Annotated in this window: 19 protein-coding genes; 2 read left to right on the forward strand and 17 right to left on the reverse strand. The window is 39.6% G+C overall.

What is annotated here, in order from left to right:
- Positions 1–94: 94 nt before the first annotated feature.
- The 16 genes from ACIFOT_RS30570 to ACIFOT_RS30645 form a co-directional block, all read right to left on the reverse strand.
- Positions 95–817, reverse strand: coding sequence for an amino acid ABC transporter ATP-binding protein (locus ACIFOT_RS30570; RefSeq protein ID WP_430072259.1), 723 nt, complete (start codon positions 815–817; stop codon positions 95–97).
- Positions 810–1469 (reverse strand): amino acid ABC transporter permease, encoded by a 660-nt coding sequence (locus ACIFOT_RS30575; protein ID WP_430072262.1) that lies wholly within the window; start codon positions 1467–1469, stop codon positions 810–812. The genes ACIFOT_RS30570 and ACIFOT_RS30575 overlap by 8 nt, the downstream gene beginning before the upstream one ends.
- Before the next feature lie 27 nt (positions 1470–1496).
- Positions 1497–2273 (reverse strand): ABC transporter substrate-binding protein, encoded by a 777-nt coding sequence (locus tag ACIFOT_RS30580; RefSeq protein ID WP_430072264.1) that lies wholly within the window; start codon positions 2271–2273, stop codon positions 1497–1499.
- A 234-nt stretch (positions 2274–2507) separates the two neighbouring features.
- Entirely contained in the window at positions 2508–3680 is a 1173-nt protein-coding gene (locus tag ACIFOT_RS30585) for a M20 family metallopeptidase (RefSeq protein WP_430072267.1), read from the reverse strand.
- A 123-nt stretch (positions 3681–3803) separates the two neighbouring features.
- Complete coding sequence (locus ACIFOT_RS30590) at positions 3804–4241, reverse strand: BrxA/BrxB family bacilliredoxin (RefSeq protein ID WP_430072270.1); 438 nt, start codon at positions 4239–4241, stop codon at positions 3804–3806.
- A 78-nt stretch (positions 4242–4319) separates the two neighbouring features.
- Entirely contained in the window at positions 4320–5444 is a 1125-nt protein-coding gene (meaB, locus tag ACIFOT_RS30595; RefSeq protein WP_430072273.1) for a methylmalonyl Co-A mutase-associated GTPase MeaB, read from the reverse strand.
- Positions 5445–7643, reverse strand: a complete 2199-nt coding sequence (gene scpA, locus ACIFOT_RS30600; protein WP_430072276.1) for a methylmalonyl-CoA mutase — start codon at positions 7641–7643, stop codon at positions 5445–5447.
- Entirely contained in the window at positions 7624–9492 is a 1869-nt protein-coding gene (locus tag ACIFOT_RS30605; RefSeq protein ID WP_430072278.1) for a methylmalonyl-CoA mutase family protein, read from the reverse strand. The genes scpA and ACIFOT_RS30605 overlap by 20 nt, the downstream gene beginning before the upstream one ends.
- A gap of 104 nt (positions 9493–9596) precedes the next feature.
- Entirely contained in the window at positions 9597–10895 is a 1299-nt protein-coding gene (locus ACIFOT_RS30610; protein WP_430072280.1) for a dihydrolipoamide acetyltransferase family protein, read from the reverse strand.
- Between the two features lie 39 nt (positions 10896–10934).
- Positions 10935–11918, reverse strand: coding sequence for an alpha-ketoacid dehydrogenase subunit beta (locus tag ACIFOT_RS30615; RefSeq protein ID WP_223591496.1), 984 nt, complete (start codon positions 11916–11918; stop codon positions 10935–10937).
- 2 nt (positions 11919–11920) lie between these two features.
- Positions 11921–12919 carry a thiamine pyrophosphate-dependent dehydrogenase E1 component subunit alpha gene (locus tag ACIFOT_RS30620; protein ID WP_430072284.1) on the reverse strand — a complete coding sequence of 333 codons (999 nt, stop codon included), beginning with the start codon at positions 12917–12919 and terminating at the stop codon, positions 11921–11923.
- Positions 12920–12958: 39 nt separating this feature from the next.
- Positions 12959–14380, reverse strand: a complete 1422-nt coding sequence (gene lpdA, locus ACIFOT_RS30625; RefSeq protein WP_430072287.1) for a dihydrolipoyl dehydrogenase — start codon at positions 14378–14380, stop codon at positions 12959–12961.
- Between the two features lie 22 nt (positions 14381–14402).
- A complete protein-coding gene (gene buk / locus ACIFOT_RS30630) occupies positions 14403–15506 on the reverse strand; it encodes a butyrate kinase (RefSeq protein WP_430072364.1) in 1104 nt (367 codons plus the stop codon).
- 98 nt (positions 15507–15604) lie between these two features.
- Positions 15605–16708 (reverse strand): branched-chain amino acid dehydrogenase, encoded by a 1104-nt coding sequence (gene bcd / locus ACIFOT_RS30635; RefSeq protein WP_430072290.1) that lies wholly within the window; start codon positions 16706–16708, stop codon positions 15605–15607.
- Positions 16709–16736: 28 nt separating this feature from the next.
- Positions 16737–17642 (reverse strand): phosphate butyryltransferase, encoded by a 906-nt coding sequence (gene yqiS / locus ACIFOT_RS30640; protein WP_430072293.1) that lies wholly within the window; start codon positions 17640–17642, stop codon positions 16737–16739.
- Between the two features lie 132 nt (positions 17643–17774).
- Positions 17775–19850, reverse strand: a complete 2076-nt coding sequence (locus tag ACIFOT_RS30645) for a sigma 54-interacting transcriptional regulator (protein ID WP_430072296.1) — start codon at positions 19848–19850, stop codon at positions 17775–17777.
- Positions 19851–20035: 185 nt separating this feature from the next.
- On the opposite strand from ACIFOT_RS30645, the gene ACIFOT_RS30650 reads away from it, so the two are divergent.
- Positions 20036–20269: a DUF2627 domain-containing protein gene (locus tag ACIFOT_RS30650; RefSeq protein ID WP_430072299.1), complete on the forward strand. Its 234-nt coding sequence runs from the start codon at positions 20036–20038 to the stop codon at positions 20267–20269.
- Between the two features lie 13 nt (positions 20270–20282).
- Here ACIFOT_RS30650 and ACIFOT_RS30655 read toward each other — a convergent pair whose 3' ends face one another.
- Positions 20283–21011, reverse strand: a complete 729-nt coding sequence (locus ACIFOT_RS30655) for a glycerophosphodiester phosphodiesterase (protein ID WP_430072302.1) — start codon at positions 21009–21011, stop codon at positions 20283–20285.
- A gap of 38 nt (positions 21012–21049) precedes the next feature.
- Between ACIFOT_RS30655 and ACIFOT_RS30660 the strand changes: the two genes are divergently transcribed.
- Positions 21050–21190 carry a YycC family protein gene (locus ACIFOT_RS30660; protein WP_430072305.1) on the forward strand — a complete coding sequence of 47 codons (141 nt, stop codon included), beginning with the start codon at positions 21050–21052 and terminating at the stop codon, positions 21188–21190.
- Positions 21191–21216: the final 26 nt, after the last annotated feature.

Raw genomic sequence — 21216 nt, forward strand, 5'->3', positions numbered from 1 at the left:
CTCCAATCAACAGTGTTAAATATCAAAAATTGCATTAATTTAGCCTAAATAAAAAGATGATCAATATGACCATCTTTTAACTTCATTAATATAATTATAACACTTTTTCCAGAAAGTCCTTTGCTCTGGTTGTACGAGGATTATTAAAAAATTCATTAGGAGAGCCTTCTTCTAATAATTTTCCTTCATCCAGAAACATGATGCGGTCAGAAACCTCCCGTGCAAATCCCATTTCATGGGTTACAATAGCCATGGTCATTCCTGATTGTGCCAGGTCTTTCATAACGTTTAAAACTTCTTTTACCATTTCTGGGTCAAGCGCTGAAGTAGGTTCATCAAACAACATCAGCTTTGGTTCCATTGCCAAAGCACGAGCAATGGCAACACGCTGCTTCTGTCCGCCTGAAAGATTATTTGGATAAGCTTTCTCTTTTTCGGAAAGACCAACTTTAGCCAGCAATTCCCTAGCTTTTTTTTCAGCAGTTTCCCTTGATTCCCCTTTAACCTTCATCGGTGCGTAGGTTAAGTTTTCTAAAACTGTCAAATGGGGAAATAAATAAAAGTGCTGAAAAACCATACCAATTTGTTCACGAACTTTCATGATATTCGTTTTCCTGTCGGTAATCTCTTGATTATTTATCCAGACCTTCCCTTGCGTTGGTGTCTCCAACAAATTCAAACAACGAAGGAAGGTGGACTTGCCCGAACCTGATGGTCCGATAATGGAAACAACTTCCCCACTATCAATATGGGTAGAAATATTTTTTAGGACTTCATGTTCTCCGAATTGTTTAAAGAGGTTTTCTACTTTAATCACTAAATTTCATCCTCCTTTCAACTCGTTTACCAGCAAGTGTTAATCCCATAACTAAAATCCAATAAATTAAACCAACAAATATCAAAGGCTCAAAGTTCCGATAGGTATCTGCTCCAACAACCTGAGCACGGCGCATTAAATCTAAATAACCAATTGTTGAAACAATAGCTGATTCTTTTGTTAAGGTAATAAACTCGTTCATAAGTGCAGGTAATATATTTTTTAACGCTTGGGGCAAAATTAGATCCTTCATCATTAAACGATAAGGGACTCCCAGTGCTTGCGCAGCTTCAGTTTGGCCTTTATCTACCGCTTGAATTCCTGCCCTGATAATTTCTGAAACATAGGCAGATGAATTTAGTCCAAATGCTAAAATTGATGATAAAAATGGTGAGATGTCATAACCAGTTAATTGTGGAATAGCAAAATAGATAAGCATTAATTGCAAAATTAATGGTGTACCACGAAAAATAGATGTATAGGCATCTCCCAAAAAATTCAATGCTTTGTTCCGTGAAATCTTAAACAAGGCTAAAATAGTCCCCAGAACAAAACCAAAAATTATCGAAAAAACAACAAATTTTAATGTAACCCATATTCCTTTTAGGATAAAAGGAATATAAGGCACAATTTGGGTAAAATCCAAATTCATGCCTTACACCTCACTTCAATATTTTAATTATTGTTGATCTTTTAACCACTTATCTTTTAATTCCTGGAGTTTACCGTTCTCCTCCATGTTTTTAAGAACCTTATTTACATCGTCAATCATGTCACTGCCTTTAGGAAATGCAACTGCCATTCCTGGAGAACTTGTTGTTGGATCATCAAATCCAGCTAACCCTTGTTCCTTAATGTACCCTGTAGCAACTGATTTATCTAAATAGGCGACTTGAATTCGGTTAGATAATAGTTCTTGAATTAAAGTTGTGGCATTATCAAGTGGCTTAATAGTAAAATCAACCTTTTTTTGAAGTACTTTTGCCCCTTCTTCTTGAATCGTGCCTAACTGGACTCCAACTGTTTTTCCTTTTAGATCATCGATTGTTTTAATATTAGCATTTTTTAATGTTAAGAACATTTCACCTGAATGGTTATAAGGAGTTGAAAAATCAACATTTTTCTTGCGCTTTTCTGTTGCAGACATACCAGCAAGAACCATATCTACTCGCTTAGCTTGTAAGGCACCGATTAAGCCATCAAACTTCATGTCTTTAATTTCTAATTTATAACCTAATTCCTTTGCAATAGCATTCGCCAAGTCAATATCAAATCCTTCAACCTTGCCGGATGGATCTCTTGATTCAAATGGAGCAAAATCAGCAGATGTTGCCATCGTTAATACTTTCTCGTCTTTGGTTTTTCCTCCATTTGCTCCGTCCTTATTAGTTTGGCCGCATGCAGCTAGAACAACTAAAGTTAAGATAAGAGTTAATGTTAAGATCGTCTTTTTCATGATGTCTCCTCCTATATTATAAAGGTATTTTTTTATAACAACTTGAATTTTTATTCAACAAAACGAATAATAACACATGAGTTTTATTTTGAAAAGATATTTTTTCAATATAAAAATATTCAAATAATTCCGTTACAATTATATTAAATAGATTAAACATTAATAGTATTTTTATGTAAAATGATTTATTAAAATAAAAATGTACCTCTCATTAAAGAGAGGTACTGCTAATATTTATGCCTCACTAACTATCTGCTGACGAAATTCATTTTTTATTTTTTCTAATACATCTTTATTGGTTATTACATCAAAACCAGTTAAGGCAAGGGCTAAGGCACCATTAGAAAGAATCTTATGAGAGTTGTCAGTAATAGTTAAGTCCGCAAATTCCCTTGTATGTGCGATTAATCCAGGAGAATCAAGTCCGATATACGGATGAATGGCAGGAACCACGTGACTCACATTTCCCATATCAATGGAACCATAAGAATTTTTAGCTTTTTTTACCTCTTTTACATCAGTTGATAGAAGATTGTTTGTAAACAACTGAGATAAGGTATTGTTCGTTACCATATTGTCATAGCTCAATTCGTAATTACTAATCTCGAGTTCCGCCCCAGTCATTGAAGAAGCACCCTTTGCTATGTTCTTTACCTTTTCAACAACCTCGTTTAAGTAGCTGCGGTTGCTGGCACGGACATAAAATTGGGCTATCGCTTTATCTGGGACAATATTGGCCGCAACCCCGCCCTCTTTAATGATTCCGTGTATTCTAACATCTGAAGTGACATGCTGTCTAAGAGCATTTATCCCGTTAAATAATTGTAGTACAGCATCAAGTGCGTTAATTCCCTTTTCAGGAGAAGCGGCTGCATGGCTTGTTCTGCCTTTATATTCAAATTGTATGGCATCCATTGCAAGTGAATCACCGCTTTCATAAGATTCATCAGCTGGATGCAAAATCATTGCTGCATCGATATCATCAAAGATTCCCTGTTCTGCCATTGGAACTTTTGCGCCATTTGTTTCTTCTGCCGGAGTACCTAATACAACAACCCTTCCGCCAATTTCATCAACAACCTTGCTTAAAAGAACACCTGCACCTGCACTCATCGTTCCAATCATATTATGGCCGCATCCATGCCCTATCTCAGGCAAAGCATCATATTCTGATAAATAAGCAATAGTTGGTCCATCTTTCTTGCTATCATACACAGCTTTAAAGGCAGTTGGCCTGTCAACAATCCCTTTTTCAACTGTAAATTGATTTTCTTCAAGAAAATCCACTAATCGCTGCATGGATTTAAATTCTTGGTCACCCAATTCTGGATTATGGTACAAGGTATCACTAATCTCCCATAATTTATTTTGAATGTTTTCTAAATAACTTTTTAATAAGTCCTTCATATCAAAAACTCCCCTTCGAAGTGATTAAAATTACGAAATAATTAATAAATATACACGATAAAGGAAGATTCGACAATAAAAAAGGCCAAATCGATTCACGATTTGACCTTTCCATTTTATTCGCTATACTTCGTCACAGTGCTGTTCGAATTCATTTTGAAGCTTTGCAACCACCGTTGCCGGATCGTAGCCTTCAATTTGATGGCGTTCAACCATGGAGACAATCTTTCCGTCTTTTAATAAAGCAAATGACGGAGAGGATGGTGGATATCCGGTGAAATAACCTCTTGCTTTTTCCGTTGCTTCCTTATCCTGGCCGGCAAAAACGGTGACAAGATGGTCTGGACGTTTATCATAATGCAAGGCATGTTCCGCTGCAGGGCGGGCAATCCCGCCTGCGCAGCCGCAGACAGAATTAATCATTACTAAGGTTGTTCCTTTTTGTTCAAGTGCAGCTTCCACCTCTTCAGGTGTTTTAAGCTCTTTATAGCCAGCCGCCGCGATTTCTTGGCGTGCCTGTTTAACTACATCATTCATGAAAAAGTTAAAATCCATGCTCATCAACTTCACTCCTTCTATGTCCTTATAACTATATGATAACAGTAAAAAAGTGTTTTTTTCAAATAAACCAATCGACCACTAAACTTTTTTATTCAAAAACGCATCGAATAAGGCTTCCACGGCAGAGGCCGCCGTTTTTTCACCGGCAATGACTTCGTTTTCCAGTTGGGGTAATTTCAGTTTTACCGCCGGATGATGGAAAAAGCTGTATTGAAGCTGATCTGTAATCATGGAATAAAGCCAATCCCGCTGCTGACCATTTCTTCTTTCGTTAAAAACACCTGTTAATTTCCCTGATGCTTCAAATTCTTTTATGACATTCCAAATATTTTTAATACCATCTCCAGTTAAGGACGAACAAGTATAGGCTTTGGTGTTCCAGCCCTTCGTGGCAGGCTGAAGGAAATGGAGAATACGGTTGTATTCTTTTTTTGTCTGCTCTGCTTTTGGTTGATTTGCTCCATCAGCCTTGTGAACAATTATCGCATCGGCAAGTTCCATGATTCCCTTCTTCATCCCCTGCAATTCATCTCCTGCCCCTGTTAAAACTAGGAGCATAAAGAAGTCTACCATATCTCTAATGATGGTTTCACTTTGACCGACACCGACAGTTTCAATCAAGATAACGTCATACCCGGCAGCCTCACATATCAGCAGCGCTTCCCTTGTTTTTCGGTGCACTCCTCCTAGCTTCCCTGCGGTTGGGGAAGGTCGAATAAAGGCCCTTGGATTTCGGGAAAGCTGCTCCATCCGCGTTTTATCTCCTAGAATGCTGCCTCCGCTAATGCTAGAGGATGGGTCAATGGCTAACACAGCAACTTGGAGGCCTAACTCACATAGAAACGTACCAAATGCTTCTATAAAAGTGCTTTTTCCTGCTCCAGGGACACCTGTAATTCCAATCCGAACCGAATTACTGGTATGTGTTAAAAGTTTTTGAAGGAGCTCTTGGGCCTTATGAAAATGCTGTTCCGCATTACTTTCAACCAGGGTAATCGCACGGGCAAGCTGGCTTCTGTTTCCTGACAGCACCCCATCAAATAATTCTTCGACTGAGGGCTCGCTCGATTTGCGCTTTTGAAACCGCATATTTTTTTGAATGGAAATTTCTTGCCCTTCTTGTATTTGGCCTTTACGAATAATGCTTGAAAATTTATCAGGCTCGTTTGGATCGCTCCATTCTGGTCTCTTATCCCCGTCCATTTACTGTGCCACTTCCTCATAACCAAGCTGTTTATAAATCTCCTTGATTACTTTCCCGGCTGCAACAGGAATAATAGTTCCAGGACCGAAAATGGCCGCTGCACCATTGTCATATAAAAATTGGTAATCCTGAGCTGGAATGACACCGCCGATAACAATTAAAATATCCTCTCTGCCGAGCTTTTTTAATTCGCTGGCAAGCTGCGGAAGTAATGTTTTATGTCCTGCAGCCAGTGAGCTCATACCGATTACATGTACATCGTTTTCAACTGCCTGCATAGCTGATTCCTCGGGAGTTTGAAATAAAGGGCCGATATCTACATCAAACCCAAGATCCGCAAAAGCTGTCGCAATAACCTTGGCACCGCGGTCATGACCGTCCTGCCCCATTTTCGCAATCAAAATTCTTGGTCTTCTGCCTTCATTTTCAAGGAATTCGTCTGTCATTTCTTTCACTGCGGCAATTTCTTCTTCATTGGTAAACGCTTGGCTGTAAACACCGCTAATTGAGCGGATTACCGCTTTATGACGGCTTGCCACTTTTTCAATTGCATCAGAAATTTCGCCTAGTGTTGCCCTTGCCCTTGCAGCTTGGACAGCGAGTTCCAATAGATTCCGTTCACCTGTTTCAGCTGCTTTCGTTAGGGCAGCCAAAGCTTCATTAACCTTTTCATCATCCCGGTTCATCTTTAATGCATTTAATTTTTCAATTTGCTTTAAGCGAACAGCCGTATTATCGATATCAAGAATATCAATTGCTTCCTCTTTTTCAAGACGGTATCGGTTTACACCTATGATCGTCTCTTTACCTGAATCAATTTGCGCCTGCCTTTTGGCAGCTGCCTCTTCAATCCGCATTTTTGGAAGTCCGGTTTCAATCGCTTTTGCCATGCCGCCAAGTTTTTCAATTTCTTCAATATGTGTCCAAGCTCTTTGCACTAATTCATCGGTTAATTTCTCAACATAAAAGGAACCTGCCCATGGATCAATCACGTTTGTAATACCGGTTTCTTCCTGTAGAAACAGCTGAGTGTTCCGGGCAATTCTTGCGGAGAAGTCAGTTGGCAAGGCAATAGCTTCATCTAGCGCATTTGTATGAAGGGATTGCGTATGCCCCATCGCTGCCGCATGTGCTTCAATTAACGTCCGGGTTACATTGTTAAATGGATCCTGCTCTGTCAAGCTCCAGCCAGAGGTTTGAGAATGGGTTCTGAGTGCCAATGATTTTTCACTTTTCGGATTAAAAGATTTCATCATTTTTGCCCAGATAAGCCGGGCCGCACGCATTTTTGCTACTTCCATAAAATAATTCATGCCAATCGCCCAGAAAAAAGAAAGTCTTGGTGCGAACGAATCAATTTCGATTCCTGCTTTAAGTCCAGTCCTTACATATTCCAAACCGTCTGCTAAGGTGTAGGCTAATTCTAAATCTGCTGGTGCACCCGCCTCCTGCATATGATAGCCGGAGATGCTGATGCTATTAAACTTAGGCATATATTTGGACGTGTATTCAAAAATATCCGCAATAATTTTCATCGACATTTCTGGAGGATAGATATAGGTGTTACGCACCATATATTCTTTTAAAATATCGTTTTGAATCGTTCCGGAAAGCTTCTCCTGACTGACACCCTGCTCTTCAGCAGTTACGATAAAAAAGGCCAAAATCGGAAGGACTGCACCGTTCATTGTCATTGATACAGACATTTGATCAAGTGGAATGCCATCAAACAATGTTTTCATATCGAGAATAGAATCAATCGCAACTCCGGCTTTTCCAACATCTCCAACAACGCGCGGATGATCTGAATCATAGCCGCGATGAGTTGCCAAATCGAAAGCAACGGATAGACCCTTTTGTCCCATCGCAAGATTCCTGCGGTAAAAAGCATTGCTTTCCTCCGCTGTTGAAAAGCCAGCATACTGTCTCACTGTCCACGGGCGATTCACATACATTGTCGGATAAGGGCCACGGGTAAATGGCGGGAGCCCTGGCAAGTCATCGATATGCTCTAAGCCATCTCGGTCTTCTTTTGAATAAATGGGTTTTAAACTAATTTGTTCATTGGTTTCAAACAATAAATCATCGATGGAAGCATTGATTTCTTTTTCTGCTTTTTTCAGCCATTCTTCTTTAGAAAGGAATTCTTGATTATCAAATAACGGTTTATTTTGAAAATCAGGCTTTTGTTTCTTCACTTGAGCTCACCTCCATTGATTCTAGGATGGTTGAAACAGTTTCATAGCAGTTGCTTTTAACATGAACAAACTGGGCGACACCATCCTTTTGACACGCTTCCTGTCTTTCCTTTTCAGGAATTCCTGCCAAAAGGAACGTCTGATTTGGAAATTCTGCATTTAAGGCAGCCAGTATTGGGTAACCTAGCAATTCATATTGTTCATTGGTGCCACAGAAGCAAACAAAATTCGTCTCTAGGTCTTTTAGAAATTGTCTAGCTTCTTCCAGATTGAAGATTGGTTTACTTTCAACAGCCTTGATGCCTCCGGCCGCTAGGAAACCTTTCATAAAATCAAGTCTTGCTTTGTATTGTTTCAATTCGCCAAGACAAATCATGCCTACAGAAGGAGTAGAACCTGATTTTTCCTCAATTAATTTTGCCTTATATCGCAGCTCTTCAAATGGTTCTGATAATCTTCGTTGGTGAATTCTTTCAATCACTAGTGAATCTTTATTGCTGAGAGATTCACTTGTTTGGGAGGATTGAATATTAGGTAAACTTTCATCAAGTGCAGCATAAACATTTGTTCCGATAATACTCTGTTTTCTAGTTTGGATATCCGTATTTCTCTTTTCAAAAACAGCCTCGAGCTCTCGTTGAAGCCAATTAGATTTTAAGACTTCAAGTATTCCGCCCTTGGCATCAATTTGTTGGAAAAAGCTCCATGCTTTTTCAGCTAATTGATTAGTCAGCGCTTCAATATACCAAGAGCCGCCAGCTGGGTCAATTACCTTCTGTAAATGGGCCTCTTCCTTTAAAATCAACTGAATGTTTCGTGCAATTCGTTCAGAGAAAGCGTTTGCTCCGGTCATTTCGTCAAAGGAGCTTACTTGTAAATATTGGGCTCCCCCTAAAACAGCGGCGAATGCCTCATTTGCAGAACGAAGAAGATTCACATGTGAATCTGTAATTGTTTTGGTAAAAGTGGAAGTTTCGGCCGCGATATGCATTTTACGTGAATCACCTTTAGCACCATATAGCTCGGATATTCGATCCCAGATGACTCTGGCTGCCCTCAACTTCGCTACTTCCATAAAAAAGTTGCTGCCAATTGAAAATTGAAAGACTATTTTGTTGGTTATTGAATTAAGGTCCATCCCTTTTTCAATAAGTTGTTGTAAATAAAAAACTCCAGTGGCAGCTGCAATTCCCAGCTCTTGGACAGCATTTGCTCCACTATTATGATAAGGAGTAGTGCTTATAAGGATGCTTCGTAATTGTGGAAATTTCTTTTCTGCATACTTCACATCCTCTGTCCACTTTTCGAGGAGTTCTTCCGAAAGAATTCCTGTTTCTGCAAAAAGAGAAATGAGGTCATTTGCAATATAACCAGTAACCTTTTCCTTTTCACTAATTTGGCTGTCTAACTTTGTTAAAAAATCAGACTGCAGGCATTTTGTATTTAATGCGAAAGGATATTTCTGATATAAATCTGCAAAACTTTCAGATTCACAAAGCTCTTCTCTTACTTCAAATGAAATAGCCGTTTGTCCTTTTTTTATTGCTTCATGAAGCTTAATTTTCAGGTCACCAGCTGTATCAGCTGTGATTCGCTGTGCAACCTTCCATTCATTCGTCACATATCCTAAAGGGTGTATACCTCTTCTTGAATCTGATCCACCCGGATATTCAGGAACTAGCTGTTCATCCTTACGAGAATAAAGCGGTTTCAAAATGATGTTTTCATATGTAGTATTTTGTAAAGATTCAATTTTTCTTCCTTTTAAGGATTGTTCGGCTTTTTCTTCCCAATCTTGAATCGATTTGGGAGGGAAAGTTTGAGTCCTTAATTTTTCCAAACCACTCATCCCCTTTCAATTAAATTATAAAAATTCAATTAATTCTATTTTAGGATAGATATTGAAATCAGGCAATAAAAATAACCGCCGCCATAGCAGGCAGCGGCTTTTCTTTAATAAATGGATGTCGTAGATTTTGATGTATTTTCAATGATTTCCTTTACCCGTGCGAGGAAGCGGCCACAGATAAGACCGTCCAATACGCGGTGGTCAAGTGACATGCAAAGATTTACCATGTCACGGACAGCAATCATGCCATTATTCATTACAACAGGTCGTTTGACAATGGATTCGACTTGTAGAATTGCCGCTTGTGGATAATTAATGATTCCCATTGATTGAACAGAGCCGAATGAACCTGTGTTGTTAACGGTAAACGTGCCGCCCTGCATATCTTCTGAACGAAGTTTCCCAGTCCTCACCTTAACAGCTAATTCGGATACTTCACGTGCAATTCCTTTAACTGTTTTCTCATCGGCATTTTTAATAACCGGTACAAATAAAGCATCATCCGTAGCAACAGCAATTGAAAGATTTATATCTTTCTTTTGGATAATTTTGTCTCCGGCCCACATTGAATTGATTTGCGGGAATTCCTTAAGTGCTTGTGCTACAGCTTTTACAAAGAAGGCAAAGAAGGTTAAATTGAAGCCTTCTTTTTTCTTGAATTCATCCTTAAGGGAATTTCGGTATTCCACAAGATTTGTAGCATCAACTTCAACCATCGTCCAGGCATGGGGTGCTTCATGCTTGCTTCGGAGCATATTGGCAGCAATCGCTTTACGGATGCCTGTTACCGGAATTTCAATATCACCTGCGGCCACCGGGATATTCACTGCTGGAGCAGCGGCAGCAGGTGATACAGGCTGACTTTTTGCTGCAGGCTGAACAACCTCTTGCTTTACAGCCGCTGGCTGTTGTGGTTCTTCCACTTTTGCACCAGCCGCAGGAATCGTTCCGGATTCGATTAGTTTTAATAAATCTTTCCGAGTAATCCGGCCGCCGGCACCGGTGCCTGACACCTGTGATAAATCAATGCCGTGCTCTTGAGAAATTTTTAGAACGGCAGGTGAGTAGCGGGCTTTATTTCCTTGGTCCGCTTGAGGAGCTGCGGCTGATTCAGCGGCTGCTGTTTTTTGTTCAACTGGTGCTACCTCTGCACCATTGTCGCCTTCAATTTCGATTGTACAAATGATTTCTCCTACGGCCAATGTATCGCCTTCTCCGGCAATTAGTTCCTTAATCACACCTGTAAAGGAGGAAGGAACCTCCGCGTTTACTTTATCTGTCATAACCTCAGCGAGAGGGTCGTATTTATTCACTTTATCTCCGACAGAAACGAGCCACTTGCTTATCGTTCCCTCGGTAACACTTTCGCCTAACTGCGGCATTTTTATTTGTTCAATTACCAATGGTGAAACCTCCTTAAGAAAAACATTCCATTAGAAAAATTAATATTCAGCCAGCTCGCGCATTGCTTTTTCCACTTTATCAGGATTTACCATAAAGAACTTTTCCATTGTTGGAGAATATGGCATTGCCGGTACATCCGGGCCTGCTAATCGCATAATCGGTGCATCTAATTCAAATAAGCAGTTTTCGGCAATAATCGCTGACACTTCACTAATAATGCTTCCTTCTTTATTGTCCTCAGTTACAAGCAACACTTTTCCTGTCTTCGAAGCCGCTTCAATGATGGCTTCTTTATCAAGTGGATAAACAGTTCGCAGATCAAGAATATGAGTAGAAATTCCATCCTTCGCTAATTTTTCAGCTGCTTGAAGGGCAAAATGAACACAAAGTCCGTATGTAATGACGGTGATGTCTTCTCCTTCACGCTTTACATCGGCCTTTCCGATTGGCAGCGTATAATCATCCGTTGGAACTTCTCCTTTAATTAAACGGTAGGCCCGTTTATGTTCAAAAAACAATACAGGGTCATTATCACGGATAGCTGCTTTTAATAAACCTTTAACATCATAAGGAGTAGAAGGCATGACAATTTTCAAGCCAGGCTGGTTCGCAAATACTGCTTCTACTGATTGGGAATGATAGAGTGCTCCATGAACTCCCCCGCCATATGGTGCACGAATGACCATAGGACAATGCCAGTCATTGTTGGAACGAAAACGAATTTTAGCAGCTTCCGAAATTATTTGATTGACTGCTGGCATGATAAAATCAGCAAATTGCATTTCCGCAATTGGACGCATTCCGTACATCGCTGCCCCGATACCTACCCCAGCAATGGCTGATTCAGCTAACGGTGTATCAATAACACGTTCTTCACCAAATTGTTCATATAATCCTTGGGTAGCCTTAAATACCCCACCCTTAACTCCAACGTCTTCCCCAAGGACAAATACCTTGGGATCTCTTTCCATTTCTTCACGAATGGCCATTGTTACTGCATCAATATAAGAAATTACTGCCATGCCTATACTCCCTCCGCATAAACATATTTCAAAGCTTCTTCTGGTGCAGAATACGGAGCATTTTCAGCATAATCAGTTGCTTCATTCACCAATTTCATCACACGGTCGTTGATTTCTTTTTCCAACTCGTCATTCAATACTCCGGTTTCTTTTAAATAAGCTCCAAAAGTGATAATCGGGTCCTGTGTTTTCGCCTTGGCCACTTCATCCGGCGCCCGATAAGAACGGTCATCATCATCGGAAGAGTGTGGTGTCAGACGGTAAGATATAGTTTCAATCAAAGTAGCTCCCTCGCCGCGGCGACCTCGGTCTGCAGCTTCTTTTACCACTTTATAAACTTCTAATGGATCATTCCCATCAACAGTAAATCCTGGCATTCCGTAACCAATTGCACGATCAGAAACCTTTTCACAGCCCAATTGCTTTTCTATTGGAACAGAGATAGCATATTTGTTGTTTTCGCACATAAAAATGACTGGAAGCTTATGCACACCTGCAAAATTTGCACCTTCATGGAAATCTCCCTGGTTTGAGGAACCTTCACCAAACGTAACAAACGTAACAAGGTCTTTTCTTTCCATTTTCCCAGCCAGAGCAACACCTACTGCGTGTGGAACTTGGGTAGTAACTGGAGAAGAACCAGTGACAATCCGGTTTTTCTTTTGGCCAAAATGCCCTGGCATTTGCCGTCCTCCCGAGTTAGGATCTTCCGCTTTAGCAAATCCTGAAAGCATCAGTTCTTTTGCAGTCATCCCGAATGTTAAAACAACTCCCATGTCGCGATAGTATGGCAGTACATAATCCTTATCACGATCAAGGGCAAATGCTGCACCAACTTGAGCTGCTTCCTGTCCCTGACAAGAAATAACAAAAGGAATTTTCCCGGCACGATTCAATAGCCACATCCGTTCGTCTATGCGGCGGGCTAAAAGCATCGTTTCATACATTTCCAATACTTTTCCGTCGCTTAACCCTAAAGCTTCATGACGCTTCTCTACCATTAATTTCTAACCTCCCGATTGTTCGTAAAAAAATCATTATTATGAATGAATCGCTTTTCCGTCCACTGCCAGCGCAGCTTCTCCAATGGCTTCAGATAATGTTGGGTGCGGATGAATAGTGTGGCCAATTTCCCATGGTGTTGCATCTAAAACCATCGCAAGCCCAGCTTCAGAAATCATATCAGTTACATGAGGTCCAATCATATGCACCCCTAAAATATCATTGGTTTCTTCATCTGCAACAATTTTAACAAATCCATCCGATTCTCCAAAAACTAATGCTTTACCAATTGCCCTAAATGAAAACTTTCCGACCTTTACTTTTAAGCCTTTTTCTATCGCTTGGTCCTCTGTAATCCCGACACTTGATACTTCAGGGCTTGAATAAATACATCTTGAAACTAGATTGTAATCAAGATTTGAAGGGTCTTTTCCAGCTATATGTTCAACGGCAATTATTCCTTCGTGGCTAGCCACATGTGCAAGCTGAAGGCCGCCAATGACATCACCAATCGCATAAATATGAGATTCCTTCGTTTGGTAAAATTCATTTGTTAAGATAAAACCTTTTTCTACTTGTATTTCGGTATTCTCAAGTCCAATTCCTTCTGTATTCGCTTGACGGCCGACAGAAACAAGCAGTTTATCGGCTTTAAATTCTTTCACAGCACCTTTTACTTCCGCTGAAATGGCAACTCCATTATCTTTTATCAGTGTTTCTGAAAGGACTTTAGCACCTGTTACGAGTTTAATTCCTTTCTTCTTCATTAAACGCTGCATTTCCTTAGAGATTTCCTTATCTTCTGTCGGAATGATTCGGTCAGCATACTCAATTACAGTTACTTCTACCCCGAAATCTGAAAGCATGGATGCCCATTCAATTCCAATTACACCGCCGCCGACAATAATGATCGAGCTTGGAAGCTCCTCGAGTTGCAGTGCTTCCTCAGAGGACATGACATATTTCCCGTCAATTTCAAGTCCAGGAAGGGTTCGTGGTCTTGATCCAGTCGCAACTATCACATTTTTCGGAATTAGCATTTCGTTATCAGATCCATTATTCATTTCAACGGAAATCGTTCCTGGCATTGGTGAAAAAATGGATGGCCCTAGTATACGTCCAAGGCCTTCATAGACATCAATTTTCCCCTGCTTCATTAAATGCTGAACACCCTTATGTAACTGATCGATAATTTTATTTTTTCTTTCCTGAACCTTAGTAAAATTAACGGAAACATCTCCAGTAAAAACGCCGAAATCCTCACTATGTTTTGCTGTTGCGAAAACTTCTGCACTTCGTAGGAGTGCCTTACTAGGAATACAGCCTTTATGAAGACATGTTCCGCCTAATTTACCTTTTTCGACAATCGCTGTTTTTAAGCCAAGCTGAGAAGCGCGAATGGCAGCTACGTAACCGCCTGTTCCACCGCCAAGAATGACCAAATCATATTCTTGTGCCATTTAAAATTCCTCCCCAAATTTCTTAAATGTTAGCTGTTGTAAAATTCCCTGGGTAGACCCTTACCTCTTCTTCACCGCGCAAGACCCTAAGAGCTCCTTCTGCAAGAGCTTGAAGTTCGTTTTCACCAGGATGGATAATAACATCGGCAATCCAATTTATTCTATCAGATATTTCTTTCACAAAACCCTTCCCATAAGCAAGACCGCCTGTTAGCACAATGGCATCTACTTTACCGGCCAATACGGCACTTGCTGCCCCAATTTCCTTAGCAACCTGATAGCCCATTGCATCGTAGACAAGCTTGGCCTCCTTGTCACCAGCAGCAATCCTTTCTTCCACCTGAACCGCATCATTCGTTCCAAGGTATCCAACAAGTCCTCCTTGGCCAACAAGTTTCTTCATAATTTCTTCCCGGTAATATTCCCCCGAATAACACAGGGCAATTAAGTCCCCCGCAGGAACAGTCCCTGCACGCTCTGGACTGAAAGGCCCATCACCGTGGAGACCATTATTTACATCAATAACTTTTCCTTGCTTATGAACACCAACGGTAATGCCGCCGCCCATATGGGTTACGATTAAGTTCAGCTCATTGTATTTTTTACCTAATTCTTTTGCGATTCTTCTTGCAACTGCCTTTTGATTTAAGGCATGAAAGATACTTTTTCTTTCAATTAAAGCGAACCCGGAAATTCTTGCTATTGGATCGAGTTCATCGACAACAACCGGATCTACAATATATGCTGGAATATTAAGACCTGCCGCAATTTCGAAAGCGATGATACCGCCAAGGTTTGATGCATGCTGTCCGGAAAAACCAGCCCTTAAGTCTTTTAGCATTAAGTCATTTACCGCATAGGTACCACCCTCGATGGGACGAAGTAATCCACCCCTGCCGCAAACGGCGCTCAATTTGGAAATATTTATTCCTTCTTTATCCAGTGTTTCCAAAATAGTGGCCTTTCTAAAATCGTATTGTTCAATAATATTTGAATAAGAATTGATTATATCTGCATCATGGCGGATTGTTTTTTCAAAAATGGAAATTTCATTATCGAAAACCCCAATCTTAGTGGATGTCGAGCCTGGGTTGATGACGAGAATTCGATATTCTTTATCTGACAACTTTTTAACCTCCAATTGAGCAATTTCTCTTAATGAAAGGCAAAGACGCTGAATTTCCATTCAGCGTTCTTCCCCCAACCTTATGACACAAAAATTGCTTATCTTGAAATTCTATGACTAAGAATATGATGTCCATTTTGCAGGAATTGGCTTCTGGAATTACGTATTTTTGCAATTCTCTCTTCTGCCATCCGATCAGCAGCAACATATGTTGGAATCCCATCACGTTTAGAAATTTCAATTACTTTTTCAATCGTTGTATAGAGTTGTTCAACTTTTTTCATCGCACGTTCCTGGTTGTATCCATAAAGCTCGTCGGCAACATTTATGACTCCGCCGGCATTAATAACATAATCAGGAGCATAAACAATTCCCATTTCATGAATGATATCGCCGTGACGGGTATCTTTTAATTGATTATTAGCAGAACCTGCAATTACCTTTGCCTTTAGTTGTGGAATAGTATCATCATTAATTGTTGCCCCAAGAGCACATGGAGCATAAATATCACACTCAACACCATAAATTTCATTAGGGTCTACAGCACGTGCACCAAATGCTTCCACGGCACGATTAACAGCCTCTTTATTAATATCTGTTACAATAAGCTGGGCGCCTTCTTTATGCAAATATTCGCAAAGAGTGTAGGCAACATTTCCAACACCTTGAACTGAAACCACTTTTCCTTCAAGTGAATCTGTGCCGAATGCTTCTTTGGCAGCGGCTTTCATTCCTCGGTAAACACCGAATGCAGTTACCGGTGAAGGATTTCCAGAAGAACCGAAAGCTGGTGAAATTCCTGTTACATAATCTGTTTCTTCATGGATTAAATCCATATCGGCAACAGTGGTACCAACGTCTTCTGCTGTAATATATCGGCCATTCAGCCCCTGAATATATCGGCCAAAGGCACGGAACATTTCTTCATTCTTATCCTTGCGAGGGTCACCAATGATAACTGTTTTTCCTCCGCCAAGATTTAAGCCAGCGGCAGCATTTTTATAAGTCATTCCTTTTGCGAGACGAAGAGCATCTTCAATGGCTGCTTCCTCAGATTCATATGTCCACATGCGGGTTCCGCCTAATGCTGGTCCAAGAGTTGTATCATGAATAGCAATAATAGCTTTTAATCCTGACTGCTTATCTTGGCAAAATACCACTTGCTCATAATCATATTTCTCTAAGTACTTGAAAATTTCCATTTCTTATTCCTCCTCGGATGTTAACCTTCTATTTTGATACGCAGCATAGTGCCAGCGCAAGCGAATATAATTTACTTTCCGCAGAATCAGCTCTAGAAGTCAGAACAATCGGTGCTCGAGCACCGGCAATTACTGCTCCAACCTTAGCTTTGGCAAAATAAATTAATGATTTATATAAGACATTACCCACCTCAATAGTAGGTACTAATAGTATATCGGCTTTTCCAGCCACTTCACTATGAATTCCTTTATGCTCTGCTGCAAGCTCCGAAACGGCATTATCTAACGCCAATGGACCATCGACTATGCAACCAGTTATTTGCCCGCGTTTATTCATCGTCGTTAAAGCAGCGGCATCCAAAGTAGGCTGCATGACTGGATTAACTACTTCTACGGCAGCAATAGGTGCTACTTTCGGTAATTCAATTCCAATTGACTTTGCAATGGATACAGCATTTTTTGTAATTTGTGCCTTTTGTTCTAAATCTGGAGTAATATTCATCCCAGCATCTGTAACAATCGTAAATCGTTCAAAGCCAGGTATCTCAAAAACAGCTACATGGGACAGTACATTTCCTGTTCGAAGTCCATATTCCTTATTTAAAACGGCTTTTAATAAAGTGCTTGTTGGAATATTGCCTTTCATCAATACATCTGCCTGTTTGTTAAAAACGGCTTTGACTGCCAATTCAGCAGCTGATGCGTTTGATTCAGTATGAATTATCTCCAGATTGTTAGAATCTCTTTTATCATGTTTTTTTAATTCCAAAATGGTTTTGATTTTTTCCTTATCACCAAATAATATGAAATTTGCGAGATTTCGGTTATGAGCATCCAAAACAGCTTCAATAACTTCTTCATCCTCTGCAGCTGCAACGGCCACTGTTTTGGCACTAACCTGGGTTGCTTTGTCAATTAGTGATTCAAGCAACAAGTTGTCATCAACCCCTTCTCCTATTTCTGCAACTCCGATATATTACATTGCAAGTTCCATGCCAAACTTAAATGCAATGAAAACGCTTTATTTTCAAATTTCCCCTATGCAAAAAAATTCACACCATGAAATTTATTGCATGATATTTTTTTCAAGATTGTATTTTTCCAGCTTATAATATAAATTCCTTACAGACAAACCAAGAGTTTTAGCTGTTAATGTTTTATTGCCCTTTAATCGAGTTAGTGTTTGCTGAATAATATTCGCTTCATATTCTTCCATCATTTCGGAAAGTGAACGATCTAATGTAAAGGACTCACTTTCGTTTGTTGAATTTATTTCATGTCCTGATTTTTTATTTTTTAATTCAGGCAAGTGATGGACGTCGATTAAGGTTTCATAATAATTCATAAAAATAATCGCTCTGCCAAGAATATTTTCCAATTCTCTTACATTTCCAGGCCAATCATACCCCATCAACTGCAGCAAAGCTGCTTGGGTAATTCCTTCAACATTTCGTCCGTAATCTCGATTAATTTTTTGAATTAACCTTTCACATAATAACGGAATTTCATCTTTGCGTTTTCTTAACGGAGGAATGTGGATCGGCATACGATTTAAACGATAATATAAGTCTTCCCTAAACGTTCCTTTAGCAATTCCTTTTTCTAAATTGACATTTGTCGCAGCTATAATCCTTACATTGATGGTGATTGGCTTTGTTCCACCCACTCGGATGATTTCATTTTCCTGTAATACCCTAAGGAGTTTTGCCTGAGTATTGGCGGATAGTTCGCCGATCTCATCGAGAAATATGCTCCCATTATTTGCTTCCTCAAAAAAACCTGTCTTTCCTCCTCTTATTGCACCAGAAAAAGCTCCTTCTTCGTAGCCGAACAATTCGCTTTCAAGCAAGGACTCCGATATTGCAGCACAATTAACACGGATAAATTTGTTATATTTACGATCGCTTGCATTATGTATGGCATGGGCAAACAACTCTTTTCCCGTTCCTGACTCACCGCGAAGAAGAACTGTTGCAGGAGTTTTGGCTCCAAGCTTTGCCTGTTCTATCGCCAAGGTCATTTCGTCCGATTTTCCGATGATATCCTCAAATGTGTATTTTGCCTCCAGCTTACGAATCAACTGTCTAGCACGGCTTAATTCCCTGCTGAGCGATTTCATTTCAGACATATCATGGATAACCCCGACACTGCCCTTTAATTTCCCCTTTACGATTATGGGTGCTACATTTACGATTACTTCTTTTTTGTTCGGGCCGACTCGCATCGCCACGCCACGAACTGCCCTTCTTGTTTGCAGCACCTTCATGTGCATGCTTTCACCTTCAGAAATATCTGTGGTTGCCGGCTGGCCGATAACCTGTTCTTGTGTAAGCCCAGTAATTCGGGTATATGCAGGGTTTATCAGGAGGCCCCGGCCATTTTCATCCACAACAGAAATCGCATCATCACTTGAGTGGATTATAGCTTGCAGCATCGTTTGGATTTCTTTAAGATCCGTGATTTCTTCAGCAAGATTTACAACCTCTGTAATGTCTTTAAAAACAGCGAAAGCTCCAATTAAGGTTCCATTTTCCTCGATAATCGGAATACGTGTGGTAATAATTTTTTTACCATTCCCTAAGATCATTTCTTGGTTAGACTCTATCCTTCTGGTTTCAAGGATATGTGGCAGACGGCTATGCGGGATAACTTCAACGACAAATTTCCCAATTGCCTCATCTCTCTTGACTCCCATTATTTCTTCTGCCCGTCTATTAAATAAAATGACCTTTCCAAATTTATCAATGACAACCATACCATCATTTGTAGCGTTAAAAATTAATTCCTGCTGATAGGATTCATTCTGGTGCTTTTCGATGAGCTCTTCTTTTTCTTCCATAAGCCTAGCCACGAGGAAGGCTACACTGCCTGGAATTAATACTGTTTTTTTATTTTTTGTTTCCCGTATTTCTTGAAAAACAGCATCGTTTCCTGTAACTTCAATAATAATATCTATGTTTTCGTTGAGAAAAGACTGCCAATGTGTCCCTGTTTTAATACCTTCTTCTTGTGCCATTAGTATACCTGGTGCATCCAAATTTCGATCTACAACGGCATGAAGGTTTAGCATTTCTGATTCTTTTAAAATTTTCAAGATTGCTGTACCGCCCTTTCCGGCTCCTACAATCATGACATTTTGCATTTTCCCACCCTTTCATATAAAGAAAATCTTTTCATTTCAACACAGGAAAAATATGCAACTTTTTTCAGTATCTATTTTATAGCTAAACTCTTATCTTGACAAATTTCGTCTATGTAATAATATTTTCATGAGTTATAATCTAGATGTGCTTATTTAATAAATTACAAATTGGAAGGATTTCATTCATGAGCAGGATAATTGCCCTTATCATAGTATTGATCCCTGGTATTTTGGCTGCGGTTGGAATAAAATTGATGCGAGATATGACCTTCGGGATTCTTCAAGCACCATTTCCTAAATTATGGCTTCAATTTCTCGTTGGATTAGTCTTTTTCATTGGTGGTCTTGGTTTTGTTGCCGGATTCATCCTCCATCGTGATCGAAAAAGAAATAAAGTTCAAACAAAATTTAAAAAATGAAAAAAGAGGCCAGTTATGGTCTCTTTTCATATTGTTTTCTTATTCGTAAAGCTTTTACTGGGTCATCAGTAATAAAAGCGGTACAATTAATATTAAAGAATCTGTGCATATCGGCATCCATATTAACAGTATAAGGCCGTACTGCTATCCCATTTTCCATTGTATTGATAATAATATTATCTGACATCGAAGAATGCCTTGGATGAAATCCTTTTGCCCTAATGGATTTAGAGTAAATCCACGGCATATAGATTGCTTCAATAAGCAGCGGGGCCGTTTCAATTTCTGGGGCTAAACGATAACTTTGGACAATACTATAGTGATTAAATGAGGAAATGATGATCCTATCTGATAAACCATACTCACGAACCAGATTAACAACCTTTTCTTCCATGCCTTCATAGGGAATCAGGCCATTTTTTAACTCAATATTACAAATCATTTTGTTCGTTTTAAGCCAATCTAACACTTCCGCTAAAGAAGGAATCGCTTCCTTTTTAAGACCTTTTTTATTGGCGTTTAGTTTTCTAATATCTTTATATAAAAAATCCTTAACAAAACCTTTTCCCGTCGTTGTCCGATCGACTTTTTCATCATGTATGACGACAATTTCGCCGTCTTTTGTTAATTGAACATCAAGTTCTAGACCGTCTGCACCTGCTTTTTCTGCTTCAATAAAGGCACCCATTGTATTTTCAGCAAATAAAGCAGAGTAACCACGGTGCGCGAAAATTTGTGTCATTTTTTTCACATCCCAACTATTAATATGGAGGATTCCAAATGAAACCATTACAATTATCACCTGATACCGCCCTAAAACTTGCACAAAAATTAAATATTCCTCTTGAACAGCTTATGCACATGCCACAGCATATTCTAATTCAAAAGCTAATGGAATTAGAAAAGGAAAAGAATAATTAACAATTAAAAGCAAAAAAGCCTTCATT

Source organism: Neobacillus sp. NRS-1170 (assembly GCF_050468025.1).

Bases quoted from the DNA above. Each gene is read 5' to 3' on its own strand.
- ACIFOT_RS30575 (WP_430072262.1), bottom strand. From the start codon at position 1,469: ATGAATTTGGATTTTACCCAAATTGTGCCTTATATTCCTTTTATCCTA.
- ACIFOT_RS30580 (WP_430072264.1), bottom strand. From the start codon at position 2,273: ATGAAAAAGACGATCTTAACATTAACTCTTATCTTAACTTTAGTTGTT.
- ACIFOT_RS30585 (WP_430072267.1), bottom strand. From the start codon at position 3,680: ATGAAGGACTTATTAAAAAGTTATTTAGAAAACATTCAAAATAAATTA.
- ACIFOT_RS30590 (WP_430072270.1), bottom strand. From the start codon at position 4,241: ATGAGCATGGATTTTAACTTTTTCATGAATGATGTAGTTAAACAGGCA.
- meaB (WP_430072273.1), bottom strand. From the start codon at position 5,444: ATGGACGGGGATAAGAGACCAGAATGGAGCGATCCAAACGAGCCTGAT.
- ACIFOT_RS30605 (WP_430072278.1), bottom strand. From the start codon at position 9,492: ATGAGTGGTTTGGAAAAATTAAGGACTCAAACTTTCCCTCCCAAATCG.
- ACIFOT_RS30615 (WP_223591496.1), bottom strand. From the start codon at position 11,918: ATGGCAGTAATTTCTTATATTGATGCAGTAACAATGGCCATTCGTGAA.
- ACIFOT_RS30620 (WP_430072284.1), bottom strand. From the start codon at position 12,919: ATGGTAGAGAAGCGTCATGAAGCTTTAGGGTTAAGCGACGGAAAAGTA.
- lpdA (WP_430072287.1), bottom strand. From the start codon at position 14,380: ATGGCACAAGAATATGATTTGGTCATTCTTGGCGGTGGAACAGGCGGT.
- bcd (WP_430072290.1), bottom strand. From the start codon at position 16,708: ATGGAAATTTTCAAGTACTTAGAGAAATATGATTATGAGCAAGTGGTA.
- ACIFOT_RS30645 (WP_430072296.1), bottom strand. From the start codon at position 19,850: ATGCAAAATGTCATGATTGTAGGAGCCGGAAAGGGCGGTACAGCAATC.
- ACIFOT_RS30650 (WP_430072299.1), top strand. From the start codon at position 20,036: ATGAGCAGGATAATTGCCCTTATCATAGTATTGATCCCTGGTATTTTG.
- ACIFOT_RS30655 (WP_430072302.1), bottom strand. From the start codon at position 21,011: ATGACACAAATTTTCGCGCACCGTGGTTACTCTGCTTTATTTGCTGAA.
- ACIFOT_RS30660 (WP_430072305.1), top strand. From the start codon at position 21,050: ATGAAACCATTACAATTATCACCTGATACCGCCCTAAAACTTGCACAA.